25 protein-coding genes are annotated in these 20,287 nt (G+C 74.1%); 8 read left to right on the top strand and 17 right to left on the bottom strand.

Translation table 11 applies throughout. The features are described from left to right. Positions 1 to 343: 343 nt before the first annotated feature. The gene (locus ACL02T_RS19710; protein ID WP_412832188.1) at positions 344 to 910 is read left to right on the top strand and encodes a TetR/AcrR family transcriptional regulator; all 567 of its coding nucleotides are present in this window, start codon (positions 344 to 346) and stop codon (positions 908 to 910) included. 30 nt (positions 911 to 940) lie between these two features. Here ACL02T_RS19710 and ACL02T_RS19715 read toward each other — a convergent pair whose 3' ends face one another. The 5 genes from ACL02T_RS19715 to ACL02T_RS19735 all read right to left on the bottom strand — a co-directional run bounded on the left by ACL02T_RS19715 (position 941) and on the right by ACL02T_RS19735 (position 3,543). Then, entirely contained in the window at positions 941 to 1,768 is an 828-nt protein-coding gene (locus tag ACL02T_RS19715) for an ABC transporter permease (RefSeq protein WP_412832189.1), read from the bottom strand. Then, on the bottom strand, positions 1,728 to 2,540 hold the full coding sequence (locus ACL02T_RS19720) for an ABC transporter ATP-binding protein (RefSeq protein ID WP_412832190.1): 813 nt from the start codon (positions 2,538 to 2,540) through the stop codon (positions 1,728 to 1,730). The genes ACL02T_RS19715 and ACL02T_RS19720 overlap by 41 nt, the downstream gene beginning before the upstream one ends. Continuing rightward, positions 2,537 to 3,061 (bottom strand): MarR family winged helix-turn-helix transcriptional regulator, encoded by a 525-nt coding sequence (locus ACL02T_RS19725; RefSeq protein ID WP_412832191.1) that lies wholly within the window; start codon positions 3,059 to 3,061, stop codon positions 2,537 to 2,539. Before ACL02T_RS19725 ends, ACL02T_RS19720 begins: the two co-directional genes overlap by 4 nt. Positions 3,062 to 3,198: 137 nt before the next feature. Further along, on the bottom strand, positions 3,199 to 3,339 hold the full coding sequence (locus ACL02T_RS19730; protein ID WP_412832192.1) for a hypothetical protein: 141 nt from the start codon (positions 3,337 to 3,339) through the stop codon (positions 3,199 to 3,201). Beyond that, a complete protein-coding gene (locus tag ACL02T_RS19735) occupies positions 3,340 to 3,543 on the bottom strand; it encodes a hypothetical protein (RefSeq protein ID WP_412832193.1) in 204 nt (67 codons plus the stop codon). A 173-nt stretch (positions 3,544 to 3,716) separates the two neighbouring features. Here ACL02T_RS19735 and ACL02T_RS19740 point away from each other — a divergent pair, with 173 nt between their 5' ends. Together ACL02T_RS19740 and ACL02T_RS19745 are read left to right on the top strand one after the other, a co-directional pair. Continuing rightward, positions 3,717 to 4,001 carry a MerR family transcriptional regulator gene (locus ACL02T_RS19740; protein ID WP_412832194.1) on the top strand — a complete coding sequence of 95 codons (285 nt, stop codon included), beginning with the start codon at positions 3,717 to 3,719 and terminating at the stop codon, positions 3,999 to 4,001. 177 nt (positions 4,002 to 4,178) lie between these two features. Continuing rightward, on the top strand, positions 4,179 to 4,409 hold the full coding sequence (locus tag ACL02T_RS19745; protein ID WP_412832195.1) for a hypothetical protein: 231 nt from the start codon (positions 4,179 to 4,181) through the stop codon (positions 4,407 to 4,409). A gap of 15 nt (positions 4,410 to 4,424) precedes the next feature. Here the strand turns inward: ACL02T_RS19745 and ACL02T_RS19750 are convergent, their stop codons facing one another. Both ACL02T_RS19750 and ACL02T_RS19755 read right to left on the bottom strand, forming a co-directional pair. Continuing rightward, a complete protein-coding gene (locus ACL02T_RS19750; protein WP_412832196.1) occupies positions 4,425 to 5,150 on the bottom strand; it encodes an SRPBCC family protein in 726 nt (241 codons plus the stop codon). Further along, entirely contained in the window at positions 5,147 to 5,524 is a 378-nt protein-coding gene (locus ACL02T_RS19755; RefSeq protein ID WP_412832197.1) for an ArsR/SmtB family transcription factor, read from the bottom strand. Before ACL02T_RS19755 ends, ACL02T_RS19750 begins: the two co-directional genes overlap by 4 nt. A gap of 81 nt (positions 5,525 to 5,605) precedes the next feature. On the opposite strand from ACL02T_RS19755, the gene ACL02T_RS19760 reads away from it, so the two are divergent. From ACL02T_RS19760 to ACL02T_RS19775, 4 genes are read left to right on the top strand one after another with little or no spacing between them, the layout of a single operon-like run. Next, positions 5,606 to 5,800 carry a hypothetical protein gene (locus ACL02T_RS19760; protein WP_412832198.1) on the top strand — a complete coding sequence of 65 codons (195 nt, stop codon included), beginning with the start codon at positions 5,606 to 5,608 and terminating at the stop codon, positions 5,798 to 5,800. Between the two features lie 49 nt (positions 5,801 to 5,849). Further along, positions 5,850 to 6,593 carry an SDR family NAD(P)-dependent oxidoreductase gene (locus tag ACL02T_RS19765; protein ID WP_412832199.1) on the top strand — a complete coding sequence of 248 codons (744 nt, stop codon included), beginning with the start codon at positions 5,850 to 5,852 and terminating at the stop codon, positions 6,591 to 6,593. Further along, positions 6,590 to 7,303 carry a TetR/AcrR family transcriptional regulator gene (locus ACL02T_RS19770; RefSeq protein WP_412832200.1) on the top strand — a complete coding sequence of 238 codons (714 nt, stop codon included), beginning with the start codon at positions 6,590 to 6,592 and terminating at the stop codon, positions 7,301 to 7,303. Before ACL02T_RS19765 ends, ACL02T_RS19770 begins: the two co-directional genes overlap by 4 nt. Then, positions 7,300 to 8,349, top strand: a complete 1,050-nt coding sequence (locus ACL02T_RS19775; RefSeq protein WP_412832201.1) for a phosphotransferase family protein — start codon at positions 7,300 to 7,302, stop codon at positions 8,347 to 8,349. Before ACL02T_RS19770 ends, ACL02T_RS19775 begins: the two co-directional genes overlap by 4 nt. 137 nt (positions 8,350 to 8,486) lie before the next feature. On the opposite strand, the gene ACL02T_RS19780 is transcribed toward ACL02T_RS19775, so the two are convergent. The 3 genes from ACL02T_RS19780 to ACL02T_RS19790 form a co-directional block, all read right to left on the bottom strand. Then, the gene (locus ACL02T_RS19780) at positions 8,487 to 8,642 is read right to left on the bottom strand and encodes a hypothetical protein (RefSeq protein WP_412832202.1); all 156 of its coding nucleotides are present in this window, start codon (positions 8,640 to 8,642) and stop codon (positions 8,487 to 8,489) included. Between the two features lie 207 nt (positions 8,643 to 8,849). Then, the gene (locus ACL02T_RS19785) at positions 8,850 to 9,353 is read right to left on the bottom strand and encodes an O-acetyl-ADP-ribose deacetylase (protein ID WP_412832203.1); all 504 of its coding nucleotides are present in this window, start codon (positions 9,351 to 9,353) and stop codon (positions 8,850 to 8,852) included. Further along, on the bottom strand, positions 9,350 to 10,135 hold the full coding sequence (locus ACL02T_RS19790; protein ID WP_412832204.1) for a 5-formyltetrahydrofolate cyclo-ligase: 786 nt from the start codon (positions 10,133 to 10,135) through the stop codon (positions 9,350 to 9,352). The genes ACL02T_RS19785 and ACL02T_RS19790 overlap by 4 nt, the downstream gene beginning before the upstream one ends. Positions 10,136 to 10,190: 55 nt before the next feature. On the opposite strand from ACL02T_RS19790, the gene ACL02T_RS19795 reads away from it, so the two are divergent. Continuing rightward, positions 10,191 to 12,452, top strand: a complete 2,262-nt coding sequence (locus tag ACL02T_RS19795) for a molybdopterin-dependent oxidoreductase (RefSeq protein WP_412832205.1) — start codon at positions 10,191 to 10,193, stop codon at positions 12,450 to 12,452. A gap of 98 nt (positions 12,453 to 12,550) precedes the next feature. Here ACL02T_RS19795 and ACL02T_RS19800 read toward each other — a convergent pair whose 3' ends face one another. From ACL02T_RS19800 to ACL02T_RS19830, 7 genes are all read right to left on the bottom strand, one after another. After that, the gene (locus tag ACL02T_RS19800) at positions 12,551 to 13,264 is read right to left on the bottom strand and encodes a DUF4383 domain-containing protein (protein WP_412832206.1); all 714 of its coding nucleotides are present in this window, start codon (positions 13,262 to 13,264) and stop codon (positions 12,551 to 12,553) included. 141 nt (positions 13,265 to 13,405) lie between these two features. Continuing rightward, positions 13,406 to 13,663, bottom strand: coding sequence for a DUF7218 family protein (locus ACL02T_RS19805; protein ID WP_412832207.1), 258 nt, complete (start codon positions 13,661 to 13,663; stop codon positions 13,406 to 13,408). A 198-nt stretch (positions 13,664 to 13,861) separates the two neighbouring features. Beyond that, positions 13,862 to 15,805, bottom strand: a complete 1,944-nt coding sequence (locus tag ACL02T_RS19810) for an MFS transporter (RefSeq protein ID WP_412832208.1) — start codon at positions 15,803 to 15,805, stop codon at positions 13,862 to 13,864. A 370-nt stretch (positions 15,806 to 16,175) separates the two neighbouring features. Beyond that, the gene (locus ACL02T_RS19815; RefSeq protein WP_412832342.1) at positions 16,176 to 16,664 is read right to left on the bottom strand and encodes an NUDIX hydrolase; all 489 of its coding nucleotides are present in this window, start codon (positions 16,662 to 16,664) and stop codon (positions 16,176 to 16,178) included. 46 nt (positions 16,665 to 16,710) lie between these two features. Then, the gene (locus tag ACL02T_RS19820; protein ID WP_412832209.1) at positions 16,711 to 17,049 is read right to left on the bottom strand and encodes a UBP-type zinc finger domain-containing protein; all 339 of its coding nucleotides are present in this window, start codon (positions 17,047 to 17,049) and stop codon (positions 16,711 to 16,713) included. A 13-nt stretch (positions 17,050 to 17,062) separates the two neighbouring features. Further along, positions 17,063 to 18,490 carry an ATP-binding protein gene (locus tag ACL02T_RS19825; protein WP_412832210.1) on the bottom strand — a complete coding sequence of 476 codons (1,428 nt, stop codon included), beginning with the start codon at positions 18,488 to 18,490 and terminating at the stop codon, positions 17,063 to 17,065. Continuing rightward, complete coding sequence (locus ACL02T_RS19830; RefSeq protein ID WP_412832211.1) at positions 18,490 to 20,175, bottom strand: NAD(P)/FAD-dependent oxidoreductase; 1,686 nt, start codon at positions 20,173 to 20,175, stop codon at positions 18,490 to 18,492. Before ACL02T_RS19830 ends, ACL02T_RS19825 begins: the two co-directional genes overlap by 1 nt. Positions 20,176 to 20,287: the final 112 nt, after the last annotated feature.

The raw sequence follows: 20,287 nt of genomic DNA on the forward strand, positions 1-20,287 counted from the left end.
ATCCATAATGCGCTCGAACCGGCTCCCGCGGCGCGTTATGGAACCATAACGCGTTCACGGCGGCTCTTTCGGCGCGTTGTGGTTCCACAACGCGGCACCGACATGAACTGCCGCCGCAGCGCCCACTACGGAACCACTTCTCCAGCACCGCGCGCCCCGGGCCGGAGGCCGAGGCGGAGCGTGCGCAGCCGGCCCTCGCACGTGGTAGCCGGCGACCGCGGTGTCCTTCACATCACCGTCATGTGAGTCCTCCTCGACCTCGCGTACGGCGCCGACGGTAGACACTGTGACTAAATGTGTCCACACAGTTGACGGATCAGGCTGGAACGTCAAGGCTGGCGCGATGGAACCGAGGTCGATGGCCCAGCGGGCGCGCGACGACGCGCTCGACGTCGCCGAGGAGCTCGTCGTCGACCGGGGGTTCCGGGCCTTCTCGATGCGCGACCTGGCCACCCGCGTCGGGGTGAGCCGCCAGACCCTCTACAACGAGTTCGGCGACCGCCGCGGTGTGGCGTCGGCGCTGGTCCTGCGGTCGACCGAGCGGTTCCTCGACGAGATCGAGCAGGCCCTGGCCGGCGAGGCCGACCTGCACACGGCCTGGGTGGCGGCGGTGCGCGGGGCGCTGGCCCGGGCCGAGGACACCCCGCTGCTCAAGACCCTGTTGACCGGCGACGAGGGCACGCCGGAGCTGTTCGGCACGGACAGCGAGCCGATCGTGGTGGCAGCGCGCGAGCGGGCCGCGGGCTACCTGCGGCGCCGCTGGCCCGAGCTCGACCCCGACGCCGTCGGGCTGGCGGCCGAGACCGCGGCCCGTCTCACGGTGAGCCACATCGTGCTCCCGCTGGCCCCCGCCGACGTGATCGCCGAGCAGGTGGCCATCGTGGTCACCCGCGTCTGTGAGTGGCGATAGTCACTCTGGCGACCATCGCCACTCACGGGGTCAGCGGGTCAGGCGGGGGAGCAGGGCACTCGCGATCGTGATCATCACGGCGGCGGCGAGGACGAGCACGCCGAAGCAGAGGCCCAGCCGCGCCGGTGCCCCGATCAGCAGCCCGCGGAGCGCCTCCACCTCGTAGGACAGCGGGTTGACGTGGTTGACCCACTGCAGCCACGTCGGCATCAGTTCCACCGGGTAGAGCGCGTTCGACGCGAAGAACAGCGGCATCGTGATCGCCTGCCCGATGCCCATCAGCCGGTCGCGGGAGAGCACCAGCCCGGCGATCGTGATCGACAGGCAGCAGAAGAACGCCGAGCCGAGCATCAGCGCCACGACCACGCCCAGCAGCTTCAGCGGGTTCGCGGTCAGCGACACACCGAGGACCAGTGCCAGCAGCAGCACGACCACGGCCTGCGCCACGGCCCGGACGCCCGCGGCGAAGGCCTTGGCGGCGACGAGGGCGATCCGCGGCGTCGGCGTGACCAGCAGTTTGGCCAGCACCCCGGCGTCGCGTTCCCAGATGACCTGGATGCCGTAGAAGATCGCGATGAACAGCGCGGACTGGGCGAGGATGCCCGGGGCGAGGAAGTCCAGGTAGGGCGTGTTCCCGGTCGGGATCGCGTGGATGTTGCTGAAGACCTGGCCGAAGACGAGCAGCCACAGCGCCGGTTGCACGGCGCGGGTGAGCAGCTCGGTGCGGTCGTGGCGGAGCTTCTGCAGCTCCACCAGGCACATCGTGGCGACGCGCGAGACCGCGGTCCGGACGAGCGCGACCGGACCCGGCTCCGCCTCAACCCAGGCGGCCGGCGGTGCGGCGGGCGGCGCGGACATCGCGGATCCCTCCCCTCTCCTCGGCCAGGGTGTCCCCGGTGTGGTGGCGGAAGACGTCGTCGAGCGTGGCGCCCGGCCCGATGGCGCTCTTCAGCTTCTCGGGGGTGCCGAGCGCACGCACGCGGCCGCGGTGCATCAGCGCGATCCGCTCGCAGTGCTCGTCGGCCTCCTGCATGGCGTGCGTGGTGACCAGCACCGTCATCCCGGTCTCGGACCGGGTCCGGGCGATCCGCTCCCACACGCCGTCGCGCGCGACGGGGTCCAGGCCGACGGTCGGCTCGTCGAGCACGAGCAGCCGCGGGGCGCTGACCAGGGCCTGCGCCAGTTCGAGCCGGCGCACCATGCCGCCGGAGTAGGTCTTGACGGGCCGGTCCGCGGCCTCGACGAGGTCCATCGCCTCGAGCACGCCCTCGACCTGAGCCCTCCGGATGCGCCGCGGGACGTCGAAGAGTCGCGCGAAGAGCATGACGTTCTCCCGGCCGGTCAGCGTGCCGTCCGCGGAGAGCTGCTGCGGGACGTAGCCGATCAGCCTGCGCACCTGGGTCTTCTGCCGGGCGACATCCCGGCCGAGCACGGTCACCGTGCCGGGCGGGGCGGGCAGGAGCGTGGTGATCGACCGGATCGTGGTGGTCTTGCCGGCGCCGTTGGGGCCGAGCAGGCCGAACACCTCACCGCGGTGGACCTCGAGGTCGAGCCCGTCGACCGCGACGGTGTCGCCGAAGGCCTGGCGCAGCCCCGCACACCGGACGGCGGGGGCGTCGGTGACCGTCACGGGCCCTCCTGCGCGGGGCGGTCCTCGATCGCGGCGAGGAGGTGCTGCAGGGCGGGGAGCGCGGCGACGATCGCGGCCCGCTCGCCGGGGCCGAGGCGGGCGAGGCCGTCGTCGAGGAGCTCGCGGCGGGCGGCGCGGCGCTGCGCGAGCCGCTCGACGGCCCCGGGGGTGAGGAAGAGCCGGACCGCCCGGCGATCGGCCGGGTCGGGTTCGCGGCGCAGCAGGCCCGCGTCGACGAGCTGGTTCACCAGTGTGCTCACCGAGTTGCCGGCCAGATGGAGGGCGCGCGCGGCGGCCGCGACACCGACACCCGGCTCGGCCTCGACCTGCTGCAGCAGCTCCGCCTGCGCCCCGCGCAACGGTGGCTCCCCGAACCGCGCGCGCAGCCGCCGGCGGAGCACCCGCCGCAGCCCCACGACGATGCGCAGCACGTCGTCCGAGGTGGTGGGCGACGCGGAGGCGTGTGCCGAGGCGGGCACGCAGGCGGCTGCGGAGGTGAACACGGAGGTGGGAACGGCCACGCCCACGAGGATAGCTCGCATTGAGAGCTGTTAGCGATGCTCAATATTGACCCGGAAACCGTGGAGCCCGTGAGCGAGCGGGCGCTCTCGTTCAGTCGCCGACGAGGTCCTCGCCGACGAGCAGTTGCCGCTTCGCCTCACTCGAGGAACCAGACCTCGGCCAGATACGTCGCCACCAGTCCCTGGTCGGTGGCGATCCGCTCGAGCGCAGACCCGAGCTGTGCGGCCAGCTGCACGGCAACGTTGATCAGCTCGGCGGGACCGGACTCGGCGAGCACCTACTCCAGGACGCGGCGCGCCGCCGCGAGCCCCTGCTCGGCGTTGCAGTCGTCGCAGACGATCGCGCGGACGACGTCGCAGCAGCCCGACGAGGCGGGCAGGCTCGGGGGGTGCCGGGGATGCCCGCACTCGTCCATGTCGGGCTCGTCGCGGGCATGGAGGCCTGCGGTGACCTCGGGAGCCTCGGTGCCGGGGGGCCTCACCCGAGCGGGGGAGGGGCGCGTGCCCGCTCGGGTGAGGGCATCCCGACAGCGAGGGCGAGGGCGAGGGCGCGGGTTGGCGGGCACGGCACTCAACCCCCTGTCCTGCCGTCGGTCCGACCTGAGAACCTCCACTGCGGTGGAGGGTCAACTGTCGTCGGGGCCGGCCTCGGACGATGCGCATCGGGGAGCTTGCCGCGCGAACCGGAGTCCGTGTGCGGAGGATCCGCTTCTACGAGCAGGCCGGGCTGCTGCCGGCCCCGGAGCGCACCCCCGCAGGCCAGCGTGAGTACGACGACGGCGCAGTGACGCGACTGCGATTCGCGCGCTCGGCGCAAGCTCTGGGCCTGTCGCTGGCTCAGATCGCCGAGATACCGCGGCTCAGGGACCCCCGGCCGGACCGAGGGCTCCGTGGTGCACGGCCGGCGACGTCGAGTCGGACGGAGGCTGTCGAGGCCTGATCGGGAGCCCCACGTGCCGAGCGCTGCGCCGCCCGCCCGCCACTACCGTGCGTCGAGTCAGCCTCTGTCCGTCGGGTCAGCGACGCGAAGCTCACTATTCCGTATCGCGTGCGCGCGAGTCCCCGGCGCGCTCGGGTCCGTCGGGCGGATGGGGTGACCGGCCCGCTTCGGGGAGGGATGTTCTTCCGAGCGGACCGGCCACCGGGCGACGGCCTCCGGGGGCACGAGGTCGTCGGCGTCTGCCCGGAGTACGCCGAGGCGGTCGAGCGGTATTTCGGCCCGAGTCGAGGTGCAGCGTGGGTGAGCGGGTTCCCGCCCGAGGTCGAGATGTGGCGCATCGCGGTCACCCCCGAGCAGGTGCGCATCCTGGACTTCGAGACCCGCTTCCCGAGCGCATCGTCGAGGTGAGCCGTCGTCGTCGGCTCAGGGTCGGGCGGGGGCGACGGCCAGGGTCGCGGCGATCTCCTGCACCCGAGCGCGGAGGAGTCGGGCCGCCTCGGGGAGCGGGACGTCGAAGGGGCCCGTGGCGACGGCGACCAGCCGGGCGCCGTGGCCCGTGCCCTCGACCAGGTCCCACCGCACCGGCCCGCCGGCGATCCCGGAGGGCTCCAGCAGGGGCCGGGCCGCGTCGGCGGGAGCGGTGAGCTGGCGTTCGATCCGGACCGTGTCGCCCTCGATCCTCGGCGCGTCGAGGTCGAACGCGCGCACGTACTCCTCGTGCCGGGTGGTCATGTCGACCGTCGGGGCCGGTTCCTCGCCCGCGAGCACCTGCGACAGCCCCTCGACGCAGGCCGACCAGCCCGTCGCGAAGCTGGCCGCGCCGAAGCGGTCGGTGAACGCGTGGTGCAGGACCAGCACCGATCCGCCGTCGGCCGGGTGGACCTCCCAGCGCAGGTGGTCCGAGTCGCCCCAGCTGAAGGCGAACAGCCGGGGCGGCTCGAGGGCGGTGACGACGCCGCGGGTGTCGCCGTCGTCGAACACGATCTCCCCGCCCTCCCGCAGGTCGAGACGCACGGTCGACGGGAACCACTGCGCGAGGTGCTCCGGGGTGGTCAACGCCCGCCACACCTTCTCCGGCGGGTGGGGGAGGGGGCGCTCCACGCGGAGCACGGTGCGGCCGTCGCGCAGGGTCAGGCTGTCCGGGGTCATCGGGTCTCCTCGTCGGGCACGGGGTCGGGTAGGGAACCGGACGCACGCTCGGACCTGGGGCCCGGCTCCGGATCGGGCATGCGGTCCAGCTCCCGCTCGAGGGCGTCGAGCCGGCGGTCCCAGAAGCGGCGGTAGGGGGCGAGCCAGGCGTCGAGCTCGGCGAGCGGCTCGGCCCGCAGGACGTACCGGCGCCGCTGCGCGTCGGCCTGCACCTCGACCAGTCCGGCCTCGCGCAGCACCCGCAGGTGCTTGGAGGTGCCCGGCTGGCTCAGGCCCAGCTCGACGGAGAGCTCCCCGACCAGGCGGGGACGCTCCCGCAGCAGGTCGAGGATCCGGCGCCGGGCGGGTTCGGCGAGGACGGCGAACGGCAGCACGACTGCAACGTACTACCCTGGTTATATAACTGACAAGGTATGTACGAGCGCGGGACGCGGAGACCTGACACGCTCACACCCATGAGCGAGCAGCACTGGTTCTACTGCCTGAAGCACCACACGGTGGAGGGCCCGGAGGGCTGCCGGGCCGCGGACCGCCTCGGTCCGTACCCGGACGAGGAGACGGCCGCCCGGGCGCTCGAGATCGCCCGCGAGCGGACCGAGCAGGCCGACCGCGAGGACGAGGAATGGCGCGAACGGGGTTCCACGCGCTGATCACGGCTAGGCTCTTCGTTCGATGCAGGCGCATGAACGGAGGATGCCGATGGACAGCAAGGTCGCTGTCGTGACCGGCGGCAGCCGCGGCATGGGACGCGAGATCTGCCGGGATCTCGCGTGCCGCGGCCATCGGGTGGTCGTGGCCAGCCGGAAGGCCGACGCGTGCGAGGCCCTCGCCGCCGAGCTCCGTGCGGAGTTCGGGGTCGAGGCCCTCGGGATCGCCTGCCACGTCGGCCGGTGGGCGGACTGCGACGCCCTGATGGACCGGGTGCTCGACGGCCTCGGGCGGATCGACGTCCTGGTGAACAACGCCGGCATGTCCCCGCTGTACCCCTCCCTCGGCGAGGTGGGGGAGGACCTGTTCGACAAGGTGATCGGCGTGAACCTCAAGGGCCCGTTCCGGCTCGCGGTGCGCGCGGGCGAGGCGATGCAGAAGGGCGAGGGCGGGCAGATCGTCAACGTCAGCAGCATCGCCGCCGTCCAGCCGCAGCCCGGCGAGCTGCCCTACGCCACCGCGAAGGCCGGGCTCAACGCGATGACCCTCGGCCTGGCCCGCGCCTTCGGCCCGACGGTGCGGGTCAACGGCGTCATGCCCGGCATGTTCCGCACGGACATCAGCAAGGCGTGGGACGACGAGATGTTCGCCAAGGGGGAGACCGCCGCGCTGGGCCGGATCGGCGAGGCGGACGAGATCGTCGGGGCCGTGCGGTACCTGACCAGCCCCGACTCCAGCTTCACCACGGGCGCGATCCTCAAGGTCGACGGCGGCATGGCCTGGGCCCCGGCATGACCGGCACGGCCACCGGGAGCGATGCGAAGGCCGACCACGCCCGGACCGACGCCAAGGCCGACACGCGGACCCGGCTCCTCGACGCCGCCGAGGCACTGTTCGCCGAGCGGGGCAGCGAGTCGGTGTCGCTGCGCGAGATCGGCCGGGCGGCGGGCGCCCGCAACGTCATCGCCGCGCAGTACTGGTTCACCGACCGCGACGGCCTGCTCGCGGCCCTGATCGAGCGGCACCGGCCCGAGATCGAGGCGGCCCGGCACGCCCTGCTCGACGGGTACGAGGCCGGCCTGGTCGACGGTTCCGCCGGCGACGCCGCCACCCGGATCCACGCGCTCGCCGGCGCCCTGGTGCGGCCGAGCGCGGTGAAGCTCGACCAGGGGGCCGGCGGAGCGGGGTACCTGCGCACCGTGGCCGACCTGCTCACCCGGCCGGAGCCGCAGACCGAACCGCTGGGCTACGACGTCGAGGGCGGGAGCATCCTGCGCTGGCGCGCCCTGCTCGAGCCGCTGCTCGATCCCGACGCCGTGGTGCTGCACCGGCGCTTCCACGTGATCCGGTTCGTCGACGTCGAGCTGGCCCAGCGCGCCCGTGCGCCCGGCCGGCGCGACCACCGGCTGTTCATCAGCCAGCTGGTCGACTCCGCCGCGGGCCTGCTCGGTGCCCGCGTCTCGGAGGAGACCCGGCGGCTGCGGGCCGAGCGGAACGAGCGGTGAGCCCCGTCGACACCGTCGACCTCGACCGGCTGGCCGCCTGGTTGCGCACCCAGGGCGTCGAGGGGACGATCGGCGAGGTCACGCCGCTGGCCGGCGGGACCCAGAACGTCGTGCTGCGCGTCGAGCTCGACGGCCGGCCGGTCGTGCTGCGCCGCCCGCCCGCGCATCCTCGGCCCACGAGCGACCGCACGATCGCGCGCGAGATCACCGTGCTGCGCGGGCTGGCCGGCACGGACGTCCCGCACCCGCGGCTCCTCGCCGGCTGCGAGGACACGTCGGTGCTCGGTGTCGTCTTCTACCTGATGGAGCTGATCGACGGCGTCAACCCCGGCGAGGAGGTCACGCCCGAGCAGCGGGCGGACCCGGAGCTGCGCCACGGGCAGGGCCTGGCCATGGCCCGCGCGTTGTCCCGGCTCGGGGCGCTCGACCCCGTCGCGCAGGGGCTCGACGTGCTGCGCAAGCCCGGCAGCTTCCTGGAGAAGCAGGTCCCGCAGTGGCTGCGCCACCTCGGGGGCTACCGCGAGTTCCCGGGGTGGGAGCCGGGCGGGCTGCCCGACGTCGAGCTGGTCGCCCGGTGGCTGGAGGAGCACCGGCCCGCCGACGCCCCGCCCGGTGTCCTGCACGGCGACTTCCACCTCAACAACGTGCTGCTCGCCCGCACGCGACCCGAGGTGGCGGCGATCGTGGACTGGGAGATGTGCACGGTCGGGGACCCGTTGCTGGACCTGGGCTGGCTGATGGTGACCTGGCCGGAGGAGCCGACCGCGATGGACGTCGGCGGCCCGCTGGCGCAGCTCGGCGGCCTGCCGACGCGCAAGGAGCTCGTCGTCGCGTACGGCGGGACCGGGGGCCGGGAGCCGGTGCACGTCGACTGGTACACCGCGCTCGCCGGGTTCAAGCTCGGCATCGTGCTGGAGGGGACCTGGGCGCGGGCGAGCGCGGGCAAGGCGCCGCAGGAGATCGGGCAGCGCCTGCACGAGCACGCCGTCGGCCTGCTCACCCTCGCCGGCCGGGTCGCGCGGGGGGAGTGGTCGGTGCTCGACTGAGGTGCGCCCGGATCCGGGCACCCGGGACCTCCGTGGGCGCGTTATGGAACCATACTGCGCATCCAGGCGGCCTATGGGCGCATTATGGTTCCATCCTGCGTCACGCGGTGGCTCCGGGTCGCCGGTCGGGTGTCGGGTCAGGTCGCGCTGCGGTGGACCTCGGCGAGGTGGACGTAGGCGGCGGCGTTGAGGGCGATGCCCTTGCGCTCCTCCTCGCCCGTCTCCGTGCGGACCTTGCCCGGCACGCCCGCGACCAGCGAGTTCGGCGGGATCTCCGCGCCCTGGGTGATCACTGCGCCGGCGGCGACGATCGTGCCGGAGCCCGATCCGCGCCCCGTTCAGCGCCACGGCGCCCATCCCGATCACCACGGCGCCCATCCCGATCAGCACGTCGCCCTCGACGGTGCAGCCGTGCAGGACGGCCCGGTGTCCCACGCTGGACGCCCGAGCCGATCGTGACCGGGAAGCCGGGGTCGGCGTGCACGACCACGGAACCCCTCTCACGCCTTCTCGAACGCCCGGAGGATCTCCGCGCTGAACAGCACGAACCGTGCCACCGCGACCTCCGAGCCGGTCTCCCGCACGGTCGTGACGGCGATCCGGGCGGCGTCGTCGAGCGGCCACCCGTAGATCCCCGCCGACACCGCGGGGAAGGCGACCGACCGCGCGCCGAGCTCGTCGGCGACCCGCAGCGACTCCCGGTACGCCGAGGCGAGCAGGTGCGAGCGGTCCTCCCGCTTGGCGTACACCGGTCCCACCGTGTGGATCACCCAGCGGGCGGGCAGGTTCCCCGCGGTGGTGGCGACGGCCCGGCCGGTCGGCAGTCCGTCCTTGAAGCGCGTGGACCGCAGCTCCCGGCACTCGGCGAGGATCGCGGGGCCGCCGGCGCGGTGGATCGCGCCGTCGACGCCCCCGCCGCCGAGCAGCGACGAGTTCGCCGCGTTGACGACGGCGTCGACCTCCTGGGTCGTGATGTCCCCCTGGACCAGCTCGATCCGGGTCACGAGCCACCTCCCTGATCGCGGAGCTTCTGCAACAGCGGTATCGAGGCGATCTTCTCGTCGGTGAGCGACTCCCACAGGACCTCCCCGGTGGGCCGCTCACCCCGCGTCGCCCGGCAGTCGATCACCCGCTCCGGCGTGACGACGAGGTCCACCGGGATGTCGTGCGTCGCCGTCGGGATCACCCCGGCCGGGCGGACCTGCAACTCGTGCACCGTGGTCACCACGACGGTGCGGTCCGAGATCAGCCCGGCCGCGCCGGCCAGCGCGAACTCCAGGTCGGCGAACCCACCGCCCTTGCCCAGCCGCGCCCCGTCCTCGCCGGCGGCGACGCAGCCCGTCACGACGAGGTCGACCGGGTCCAGGTCGTCGACGGCCACCCGGCGGGCCGACCGGGTGGCGTTCCTGATGGAGACCGCGCGGCGCGGCGGGTCGGCCAGGTGCTCGGGGTCGAGGAGGAAGAACGGATCCTCCCCGGCGAGCCTCGGCACGGCCATGTAGAGCGTCTTGCCGTCCTCGAGGGCACGCTGCCGGACGGGCAGCTGCGCCGAGTCAGGGTTGGACTTCACCGCCCGCGCCTTCTCCCACTCCGGCAGCGACCGCAGGAGCTCGGCGGCCTTCTCCGCGCCGGTGAAGTTCGAGATCCGGTTCCGGGCGCCGGGGAACCGCGCGACCTTCGCCTCGGTCAGCGCCGTCCAGACCTCCTCGCGCAGGGCCGCCTTGGCGTCGAGGAGGGAGCGGTCGCCGCCCGCGTCGTGATCGTGCCGCCGGGGCGTCCGTGCCATGCGTCGAACCCTATCTCCGGCGGTCCGCTCCGGCGCGTACCGCATGATGGGAGGCATGACGGCGGTCCCGCACAGCGCGCACTGGGGAGTGTTCCGGGCCGAGTGGCGGTCGGGTGCGCTGCAGGTCCGCCCGCACGAGGCCGACCCGAATCCCTCGCCGGTCCTGCAGAACGTCCCCGCCGCCGTCCGCAACCCCGTCCGGGTGGCCCGCCCCGCGGTCCGCCGCGGCTGGTGGGAGCAGGGGCCCGGGCCGGGCGACCGGCGCGGGCGCGAGGAGTTCCTCGAGGTCGGGTGGGACGAGGTGCTCGACCGGCTCGCCGACGAGCTCCGGCGCGTGTACGCCGAGCACGGCCCCACCGCCGTCTACGGCGGTTCGTACGGCTGGGCCAGCGCCGGGCGCTTCCACCACGCGCAGGGGCAGATCCACCGGTTCCTGGCCCTGGCGGGCGGCTACACGCAGTCGGTCAACACCTACTCCGGCGGGGCCGCGGAGGTGCTGCTCCCGCACGTCCTCGGGCCCTTCGACGCCGTCACCCGCTCCGTGGTCACCTGGGACCAGATCGCCGCCCACACCGACACCGTGCTGGCCTTCGGCGGGATGGCACTGAAGAACTCGACGGTCGCCGCGGGCGGCGTCAGCCGGCACGTGGAGCGCGACGCCATGCTCGCCGCCCACCGTCGGGGGGCGCGATTCGTGCTGGTCGGCCCCCTGAGGCAGGACCTGCCGGACGAGGTCGGCGCGCAGTGGCTCGCCGCCGAACCCGGCACCGACGCCGCACTCATGCTCGGCCTGGCACACACGCTGCTCGCCGAGGACCTGCACGACCGCGAGTTCCTCGCCACGCACTGCGCGGGGTGGCCGGAGGTCGAGCGCTCCCTGCACGGGCGGGACGCCGACTGGGCCGCGGGCATCTGCGGGATCGCGGCCGAGGAGATCCGCGCCCTGGCCCGCCGGCTCGCCGCCGGGCGCACGCTGATCACCGTCTCGCAGTCGTTGCAGCGGGCCGAGCACGGCGAGCAGCCGGTGTGGGCGGGGCTGGTGCTGGCGGCGATGCTCGGCCAGATCGGGCTCCCGGGCGGCGGGTTCGTCTACGGCCTGGGGTCGTTGGGGCACTACGGCCGCGTCCGCAACGCCGTCCCGGTCCCGACGCTCGCGCGCCGGCCCAACCCTGTGTGCAGCTACATCCCGGTCGCGCGAGTCGCGGACATGCTGCTGCACCCGGGCGGGCGCTACTCGTACAACGGCGAGGAGCGGACCTACCCCGACAGCCGCCTCGTGTACTGGTGCGGCGGCAACCCGTTCCACCACCACCAGGACCTCGCCCGCCTGCGCCGGGCGCTGGGCCGGGTCGACACCTTCGTGGTGCACGAGTCGGTCTGGACGGCCACGGCCAGGCACGCCGACGTCGTCCTGCCCGCCACGACCACCCTCGAGCGCGAGGACATCGGGGCGCACGGCACGGATCCGCTGGTCGTGGCGATGAAGCCGGTCGCGCGGCCCTACGCGGAGGCCCGCGACGACCACGCGATCTTCGCCGCGCTGGCCGACCGGCTGGGGTTCGGGCCGAGGTTCACCGAGGGGCGCAGCACCCGACAGTGGCTCGCGCACCTGTGGGAGCGGACCGAGAAGGCGTTGGCGGACAAGGGGTTCCCGGCGCCGACCTTCGAGGAGTTCTGGGCGGTGGGGGAGCACGAGCTCCCGCCGGGGGCCGACGACGGCGGCCTGCTCGCCGCGTTTCGTGCCGGCACGGCACGGCTGCCCACCGAGACCGGGCGGATCCAGCTCGCCTCGGAGCGGATCGCCTCGTTCGGTTACGACGACTGCCCCGGCCACCCGGCGTGGCTGCCGCCCACCGAACCGCCCACCCCGCGGCAGCCGCTCTGGCTGGTCTCCAACCAGCCGTCGACCCGGCTGCACAGCCAGCTGGACTTCGGCGCGACCAGCGCGGCGGGCAAGGTCGGCGGGCGGGAGGTCGTGCGGATCCACCCGGTCGACGCGGCCGGGCGGGGCATCGAGGACGGCGTGGTCGTCCGGCTGCACAACGTCCGCGGCGCCTGCCTGGCCGCGGCGCGGGTGACGGAGGAGGTGCGCGAGGGCGTGGTCCAGCTGCCGACCGGGGCCTGGTACACCCCCGTGTCCGACGACGACCCGACCTGTGTGCACGGCAACCCGAACGTGCTGACCCGCGACATCGGGACGTCACGGCTGGCGCAGGCCTGCACCGGGCAGCTCACGACGGTGCAGGTGGAGCGGTACGCGGGGGAGCCGCCGGAGGTCCGGGCACACCGGCGGCCGCCGATCGTCCCGCGCGGGTAGCGATCCTGCCCCGCCCGCCGTCGGAGGGCTCGCGTCCGGCGGCGGGCGGGCTTCCGGCGTCGTCGGGGTACCGCTGGGCCGCGACGACGCCGGGAATCTCAGGAGGGGGCGGGGCCCGTGTGGCGCTCCTGCCAGGCGTGGATGCGGTCCTCCGGCCGGCGCAGGCCCGCCAGCGCGTGGACCTCGGCCACGACCTCGGGTGCGGCACGGTGCTCGGCGACCGCCCGCTCCGCCTCGGCCAGCTCGCGGGCCGCGCGGGCCTCGGCCGGGCTCCCTTCCAGGTCGATCCCGCTGAGCTCGGGGCTCAGCTGCGGGTCCTCGAACGCCCCGATCTGCCGCTCGCGCGAGTACGGGCTGTCCGCGCGGAGCCGGCCGGTGAACCGCCCCCAGGACCCGATCGTCAGCAGGATGCCGCCGACGACCAGGCTGAAGATCACGTTCGGCATCCGGAACGCCAACAGGTTCAGCTCGGTGTTGAGGACCAGCACGTTCACGATGCCGGAGAGCAGGAACAGCGCCCCGACCACGACCTGCACGCTCGACGACAGCCGCCCGCCGCGGATCCCGGCCCCGATCAGGATCCCGCCGAAGACGACCGAGATCGTGGACAGCAGCCCGTTGGAGGACAGGCCGAGCACCGGCTGGCCCTGGGTGGAGAAGAAGTCGAGGCGCTGGACGAAGCCCAGCACGGCGAACACCCACAGGCCGAGCCCGATCACCACCGATCCGGTCCGGTGCAGGAGGTCGATCCGCCGGGCGGCCGGGTCCATCCGGCCGGTACCCGCGGAGTCGTTCGAGTCGGTCGTGCTCACGGTGCTCCTCCTCGACGTGGGACGGTCGCGTCGTCACTCTCGGACGGAACGCGCCAAACCTTGTTCACGACCAGAATGGTGTGTCCCGCCGGAGGGCGCCACCCGAGCGCCTCGGGCCGGTCAGGACCCGTGCCGGACCGGTCAGTGGTCCCGCAGGGCCTTCACCAGCTCGTCCTTCGACATGTCGGACCGTCCCTCGATCCCGATCTCCTTGGCGCGCTCGTACAGCTCGTCCTTGGTCATGTCCTCGTAGGAGCCGGCCTTCCCGCCCCGCTCCGAGACCTTCTTCGTGCCCTCGGCGGCCGAGGCGTTCGCGATGCGGGCGGCCTTCTCCTTGCTCTCGCCGCGGTCGCGCAGCTCCTCGTACAGCTTCTCGTTCTTGATGCTCGAGTTCGGCATGTCGCGGTGGTACCCGGACTCGGGTGTGCTATGCGTCGCGTTGTGTCGTTCGACGTGGTTCGGGTTCCGCGCCGGCGACGACGACGGGGGTGCAGGGGTGGTCCGGGCGCTGCGTGCGGGGGCCGGGGTGCTGACGCTTCGGTCGGCGCGGATGGTCGCCGTGCCCACCTCCCGCCCTCACCCCGGGCGCTCCTGACGTCAGGCGGCGAGGAGCTCCAGACCGGGATAGGGGCGGATCCGGGCACCCGGTGCGCGGGTCGGCGACGCGGTCCCCGGTCCCGCGCTGAGGGCGGTGCCGGTCCCGCGGTCGAGGCTGGCCCCCTTCGTCGGGGTCGGGGTCGGGGCCGGCCCCGTCTCGGCGGTGAGCGTGGCCAGGTCCGCCGCTGCCCGGTGGGCGATCGCCGCACCGCGCAGCATCGCCGGGCGGGTCGTGACCGCGACCCGTGCGCGGGCGGTGCGGACGACGCGCAACGGCTGCCGGCGGGCGGCCGCGGTCGCGGTACGCGCGGCGAGGATCCCGAGTCCGGTGGGCTCGACGGGCCGGGCCGCGGCCTGCGCCCACCGGGAGAGCCCCGCCCGGGTCGGCAGCACGCGGGCCGCCAGGGTCCTTCCGGCCGGGAGGGTGAGTCGGGCCGGGAGGGTGAGTCGGGCCGGCAGGGTGAGTCGGGCCGGCAGGGAGAGTCGGGCTGGCAGGGAGAGTCGGGGCAGCCGGGGCTTCTCGGCCGCGACCGCGAGGGCCAGGCCGGCCGCGACGACCGCGAGCAGCGGCACCGAGGACAGCGCGGTCGCGAGACCGGCGTGCTCGGCGAGGAAGCCGATGGCGGGCGGGCCGCCCAGCAGCCCCGTGTAGCCGACGGTCGACGCGAGCGCCACGCCGCGGGAGCCCGAATGCGCCCCCGCGCGGGCGATGGTCACCGGGAAGAGGTTCGCCAGCCCCAGGCCGACCAGGACGAAACCGGCCAGCGCCAGCTCGGGGGACGAGGTCAGCAACGCCGCGGTCATTCCCGCTGCCGCGAGCAGTGCCCCGCCACCGAGCAGCCTGGTCTCGCCGAGGCGGCGCAGGAGCACCCCGCCGGTGAGCCGGCCGCAGGCCATCGCGAGCGAGAAGCAGGAGTAGCCCGCGGCGGCCAGCGCGGGGTCTGCGCCGAGGGTGTCGCGCAGGTGCAGCGCGCCCCAGTCGGTGATCGCGCCCTCGCCGAAGGCCGTGCAGCCCGCGATCAGGCCGAGCAGCACGACCAGGGCCCGACCGTGCTGGTGGCGCGCGCCGGGCCGGGCCACGGGGCGCTCACCCTCGGTCCGAGCGGTGCCGCCCTGTTCGGTGCGGCCCTGTTCGGTGCGGCCCTGTTCGGTGCGGCCCTGTTCGGTGCCGGCCTGCTCGGGAACAGCGCTCGACCCGTCCCGCAGGCCGGCGAGCGTCGACCGGGTCGCCGCGACGACCCCGAGGCCGACCAGGCCGACCACGGCGAGGTGGGGCAGTACCGGGCCGAGGGTCGACGCGACCCCGCCGGCCGCGGCGCCGGCCAGCCCACCCAGGCTGAAGGCGGCGTGCAGCGACGGCAGCAGGGGACGCCCCGGCCGCCGTGCCTCGACCACCACGCCGGCGCTGTTCACGGCGACGTTGACCATGCCGGTCGTCGCGCCGAACAGCAGCAGGACGGCGGAGAGCTGCGGGATCGACGTGGCCAGCCCCGGCAGCGGGACGACCAGCGCGGCCCCGGCGGTTCCGGCCAGCGCGACGCGCCCGGCGCCGAAGCGGCCGGCGAGCACGCCCGTGAGCTGCATACTGGCCAGCGCGCCCAGCGAGACGCACAGCAGCGCGACGCCCAGCGTGGCGTGGGTGGCGCCGACCTGCGTGGTGACGTCCGGGATCCGGGCGGCCCAGCTGCCGAACACCGCGCCGTCGAAGGCGAAGAGGGCGGTGACCGCGCCGCGCAGGCGGCGGAAGGACGCCGGTGCGCGGCCGGCGTCCGGCGGTGGGGTGCGGTCTCCGGCGGGCGGGGGTGCGTCGTGCCGCGACCACGGACGGAGCCGGATGCCCGGGTCCGCGGCCGGGTGCGAGCTGCCGGTTCGAGGACGGAACGGTCGGAGGGTGCGGAGGGGGTCGGGCGCGCGACGGCGCGACCCGGCGGGGGAGACGGGCATGGAGGTCGGTCCTCGGGCGGGCCTCGCACTCGCAGCGGCGCTCGGTTGCCGATCCGGAGGGGCCCGCCGTGACGGTCGCGCGCTCGGGGAGGTGCGTGCGACGGGCGGTCGGGGTTGCAGACGCACGACCGCGTGCGTCGACCGTCCACGGTCGCAGAGAGGGGGCTTCGCCCGCCACTCCATCGCAGGTGAGACGTCTCACGATCGATTCAGATGAGCGCTCGGTCCGGACGCCGGCCGGGTCGGCGGCGGGGGACGGACCGCCTGCGGCGGCAGGACGTGCTCGAGGGGCCGCGGTGCTGGTCACCGTGCCCGCCTGTATCGCCGCAGCGTCGCCCGGTCCGGGACGCCCTGCCGTCGACCGGCGGACTCAGGCCGTGGCCAGCAGGGCTTCGAGACGGTCCAGGAAGGGCAGCTGCCCCTTCACCAGCTTGACCCGCGCCGTCGCCAGGTCGAACCATCCGGCGCGGTCGATCTCCGGGAAGCGCAGGCGCCGGCCGGAGTTGCGCGGCCACTCGATCTCGATCCACGACCCGTCGTCCGGGCGCTCGGCGACGGCGGCCACCTGCGCATCGGTCACGTCGCCGGTCAGCGCGAACCCGAGAACGATCTTGCGCCGCCCGGACTGGACGACCGAGCCGAGCTCGCGCAGCTCCCCGTCGGGCGGCGGGAACCCCAGCTCCTCGGTGAACTCGCGGCGGGCCGCGGCGGCGGCCTCCTCGCCCGCGTCGAGCTCGCCCTTCGGGATGGACCAGGCCGCGGTGTCCTTGTGCGACCAGAACGGCCCGCCCATGTGTCCGAGGAGCACCTCGACGATCCCGGCGCGGTCGCGGTGGAGCAGGATCCCGGCACTCGTCAACACGCCGACGATTCTGCGCCCACCCGCGGGGACCGGCCCGGTGGGATCAGTGGATCCGGGACCGCCAGTCGGCGGGGACGCGACCGGCCGGCCCGGGCACGGGCTGGTCCGCCGGGCGTGCGCTCGGCGGGGCCAGCGGGGGACCCGACAGCGCGACCTCGCGGTCGTAGTCCCAGAACCAGTCCTCGGCGGGCTCGAAGCTCTGCACGACGGCGTGCCCGGTGGCGCGGAAGTGGGCGGTGGCGTGCTGTTCGGGCGAGCTGTCGCAGCAGCCGACGTGCCCGCAGGTCGCGCAGCGGCGCAGGTGCACCCACCAGCCGCCGGCGGCCTCGCACTCGACGCATCCGGTCCCCGAGGGCGGGACCGACGGGTCGATGGTCGTCATGCGTCCTCCACGATCACGACTCGGCGAGGGCGTCGAAGGGCAGCAGGACCTGGAACCGCGTGTCGCCCGGCGACGACACCACCCGCAGGTCGCCGTGGTGCCGGTTCACCACGATCCGCCACGAGATGTCCAGGCCGAGCCCGGTGCCCTCGCCGACGGCCTTGGTGGTGAAGAACGGCTCGAAGATCCGCGACCGGATCTCCGCCGGGATCCCCGGGCCGGTGTCACCGATCTCGACGAGCAGCCGGTCGCCCTCGCGCGCGGTCCGCACGGTCAGGGTGCCCGTCCCGGCCATGGCCTGCACGGCGTTGTCGATGAGGTTCGTCCACACCTGGTTGAGCTCGGCGGCGTAGACGTTGACCTTCGGCAGCGTGCGGTCGAAGTCCTTGACCAGCTTCACCCCGTTGCCGAACTTGCCCTGCAGCATGATCAGCGTCGACTTCAGCAGCTCGTGCACGTCCACGGTCTGGTACGGCGCCCGGTCCATCTGCGAGTACTGCTTGGCCGCGCCGACCAGCGTCGAGACCCGGGTGGTCGAGTCCGCGATCTCGTTCATCAGCAGCTCGGTCTCGACGGTGTAGTTCAGCCAGCGGACCGCGCTCTCCAGTACCGGCGCGGGCACGCTGGCCTTGACCTGCTGCAGCCAGTCGACGTCGATCCCGGCGGCCACGAAGTTGGGCGCGATGTCCCAGCCGCCCTCGATGCCCTGGTCGGCGATCCACTCACCCACCTCGTCCTCGGCGTCGCCGGTCTCGACGGGGCCGAGCTCCGGCGCCTTGCCGACGCGGTCGGCGGCGTCCTCCTGCAGTCGCACGAGGGTCTCGAGGTCGGCCCGCTCGTAGGGACCCGCCGCGATCAGCCCGAGCTTGTGGCGCATCCCGGCGACCCGCTCGCGCAGCGTCGACGTGGCGCGCACGGCCGCGGCCGCGGGGTTGTTCAGCTCGTGGGTCAGCCCGGCCGACAGCGAGCCCAGCGCGAGGAGGCGTTCGCGCTGGCTGACGGCCTGCTGGGTGTTCTGGATGCCGAAGAACAGCCCCTCCAGCAGGTGCAGCGCCATCGGGAACCACTCGCGCATCAGCGTCGAGAGCTTCTCGGCGTCGAGGACGTAGAACCGCGACGGCACCGTGACCCGCAGGGAGTTGTTGTAGACCTGCGGTACGCGATCGCCGAGGTAGGCGTGCCAGGCGCCGGCGTAGACACCGGGCTGGGAGGTGCGCTCGACCTCGACGTCCTCCTCGCCCGACCGCCTGGTGAGCACGACCGTGCCGTCGATCAGCACGTAGAAGCAGGTCGCCGGGTCGCCCTCGCGGTACACCGGGCCGGGCTCGAAGGTCTCGGTCCGCCCCTGCCGGCACAGCGCGTCGAGCTGGTCGGGCTGCAGCTTCTCGAACAGGAACAGTCGGCGCAGTTCGTCCGGGTCGCAGGCGGTCGGGGCGCTCATCAGGGCCTCTCCAGGTAGCGGTGCACGAGCGACACGGCCATCGCCCCGTCGCCCACGGCCGACGCGACCCGCTTCACGGACTCGGCCCGTGCGTCGCCGGCGACGAAGACCCCCGGCAGGCTCGTCTCCAGGTGCAACGGATCCCGGTCCTCGGACCATCCCGCGGGCCGCCTGCCCTCGACGACGAGGTCGGGGCCCGCCAGGACGAACCCGCCGGCGTCGCGTTCGACGAGGCCGCCGAGCCAGTCCGTGCGCGGCGTGGCGCCGATGAAGACGAACAGATAGCCGGCGTCGACCGTCTCGGTCTCGCCCGTGTTCCGGTCGCGGAGCGTGAGCTTCTCCAGGTGCTCCCCGCCCGTGGCCTCGACGACCTCCGTGCAGGTCCGGACGGTGATCTCCGGGATGCCCTCGATCTGCTCGATGAGGTACTGCGACATCGACGCCTGCAGGCCCGGTCCGCGGACCAGCATCGTGACGCTGCGGGCGTGCCGGGAGAAGTAGACGGCGGCCTGACCGGCGGAGTTGGCGCCGCCGACGATGTAGACGTCGCTGCCCGCGCAGCCCGCCGCCTCGGTCAGCGCCGAGCCGTAGAACACGCCGCGGCCGGTCAGGTCGGCCAGGCCCGGCGCGTCGAGCTCCCGGTAGCTGACCCCGGTGGCGAGCACGACCGCGTGCGCGTGGATGGCGCTGCCGTCGGCGAACCGGACCGTGCGGGCCGGTCCGTTGGCCTCCAGCGCGACGACCTCCCGCGCGGTCAGCACCTCCGCGCCGAGCCGGACGGCCTGGCGCCGGGCCCGGTCGGTGAGCTGGGCGCCCGAGACGCCGTCGGGGAAGCCCAGGTAGTTCTCGATCCGGGAGCTCTGCCCGGCCTGGCCGCCGGTGGCGGTGCGCTCGACCAGGACCGTCCGCAGGCCCTCCGACGCGCCGTACACGCTCGCGCCGAGCCCGGCCGGGCCGCCGCCGATCACGATGAGGTCGTAGAAGTCCGTGACCGGGACGGTCGCCAGCCCGACGCGCTCGGCGAGCTGCACCTCGTCCGGCGCGACCAGGCACTCCCCGGCCGGGGAGATCACCACGGGCAGGTGCGAGTCGTCGACGCCCGCCGCCTGCAGCAGCCGCGCCGCCTCCGGCTGGTCGACGGGGTACCAGCGGTAGGGCACCTGGTTGCGGGCCAGGAAGTCCCGCACCTCGTGCGAGCGGGCGGACCAGCGGTGGCCGATCACCCGGGTCTCGCAGACCTCCTTGCGGGGAGCGGCCCGCCAGGCGTCGATCATCGCGTCGACGACGGGGTAGAGCTTCTCCTCCGGGGGGTCCCAGGGCTTGAGCAGGTAGTGGTCGAGGTCGACGACGTTGATCGCGGTGATGGCGGCGTCGGTGTCGGCGTAGGCGGTCAGCAGGACCCGCCGGGCCGCCGGGTACAGGTCCATGGCCTGCTCGAGGAACTCCAGCCCGTTCATCCCCGGCATGCGGAAGTCCGCGAGCAGGACGGCGACGTCGTTGCCGCGCAGGGCCATCTCCTTGAGCGCGTCCAGGGCCTGCTGCCCGGACTCGGCGCGCACGACGCGGAACGACTCGCCGTACCGGCGCCGCAGGTCGCGGGCCACGGCGCGGGAGACGCTGGGATCGTCGTCGACGGTGACGAGGGCGGGCTTGGCAGGGACGAGCGAGGAGGCAGCCTCCGGCATGAGCCCCATCCTGCACCGCCGCGGGCCGCCGGGGCACCGACATTCGTCGACGGTGACCGCGAGTTCACGCTCGGCTGCTCGGGGTGTGTGACGAGCGGGTGCGGGGCAGGTC

It is taken from the genome of Pseudonocardia oceanicola (assembly GCF_047200735.1).
Lineage (GTDB): Bacteria > Actinomycetota > Actinomycetes > Mycobacteriales > Pseudonocardiaceae > Pseudonocardia.

What these genes read in the sequence shown, in the direction of transcription:
- ACL02T_RS19710 (WP_412832188.1), top strand. Translation starts at nt 344, where the DNA reads ATGGAACCGAGGTCGATGGCCCAGCGGGCGCGCGACGACGCGCTCGAC.
- ACL02T_RS19715 (WP_412832189.1), bottom strand. Translation starts at nt 1,768, where the DNA reads ATGTCCGCGCCGCCCGCCGCACCGCCGGCCGCCTGGGTTGAGGCGGAG.
- ACL02T_RS19740 (WP_412832194.1), top strand. Translation starts at nt 3,717, where the DNA reads ATGCGCATCGGGGAGCTTGCCGCGCGAACCGGAGTCCGTGTGCGGAGG.
- ACL02T_RS19745 (WP_412832195.1), top strand. Translation starts at nt 4,179, where the DNA reads ATGTTCTTCCGAGCGGACCGGCCACCGGGCGACGGCCTCCGGGGGCAC.
- ACL02T_RS19750 (WP_412832196.1), bottom strand. Translation starts at nt 5,150, where the DNA reads ATGACCCCGGACAGCCTGACCCTGCGCGACGGCCGCACCGTGCTCCGC.
- ACL02T_RS19760 (WP_412832198.1), top strand. Translation starts at nt 5,606, where the DNA reads ATGAGCGAGCAGCACTGGTTCTACTGCCTGAAGCACCACACGGTGGAG.
- ACL02T_RS19765 (WP_412832199.1), top strand. Translation starts at nt 5,850, where the DNA reads ATGGACAGCAAGGTCGCTGTCGTGACCGGCGGCAGCCGCGGCATGGGA.
- ACL02T_RS19770 (WP_412832200.1), top strand. Translation starts at nt 6,590, where the DNA reads ATGACCGGCACGGCCACCGGGAGCGATGCGAAGGCCGACCACGCCCGG.
- ACL02T_RS19790 (WP_412832204.1), bottom strand. Translation starts at nt 10,135, where the DNA reads ATGGCACGGACGCCCCGGCGGCACGATCACGACGCGGGCGGCGACCGC.
- ACL02T_RS19795 (WP_412832205.1), top strand. Translation starts at nt 10,191, where the DNA reads ATGACGGCGGTCCCGCACAGCGCGCACTGGGGAGTGTTCCGGGCCGAG.
- ACL02T_RS19805 (WP_412832207.1), bottom strand. Translation starts at nt 13,663, where the DNA reads ATGCCGAACTCGAGCATCAAGAACGAGAAGCTGTACGAGGAGCTGCGC.
- ACL02T_RS19810 (WP_412832208.1), bottom strand. Translation starts at nt 15,805, where the DNA reads ATGCCCGTCTCCCCCGCCGGGTCGCGCCGTCGCGCGCCCGACCCCCTC.
- ACL02T_RS19820 (WP_412832209.1), bottom strand. Translation starts at nt 17,049, where the DNA reads ATGACGACCATCGACCCGTCGGTCCCGCCCTCGGGGACCGGATGCGTC.
- ACL02T_RS19825 (WP_412832210.1), bottom strand. Translation starts at nt 18,490, where the DNA reads ATGAGCGCCCCGACCGCCTGCGACCCGGACGAACTGCGCCGACTGTTC.
- ACL02T_RS19830 (WP_412832211.1), bottom strand. Translation starts at nt 20,175, where the DNA reads ATGCCGGAGGCTGCCTCCTCGCTCGTCCCTGCCAAGCCCGCCCTCGTC.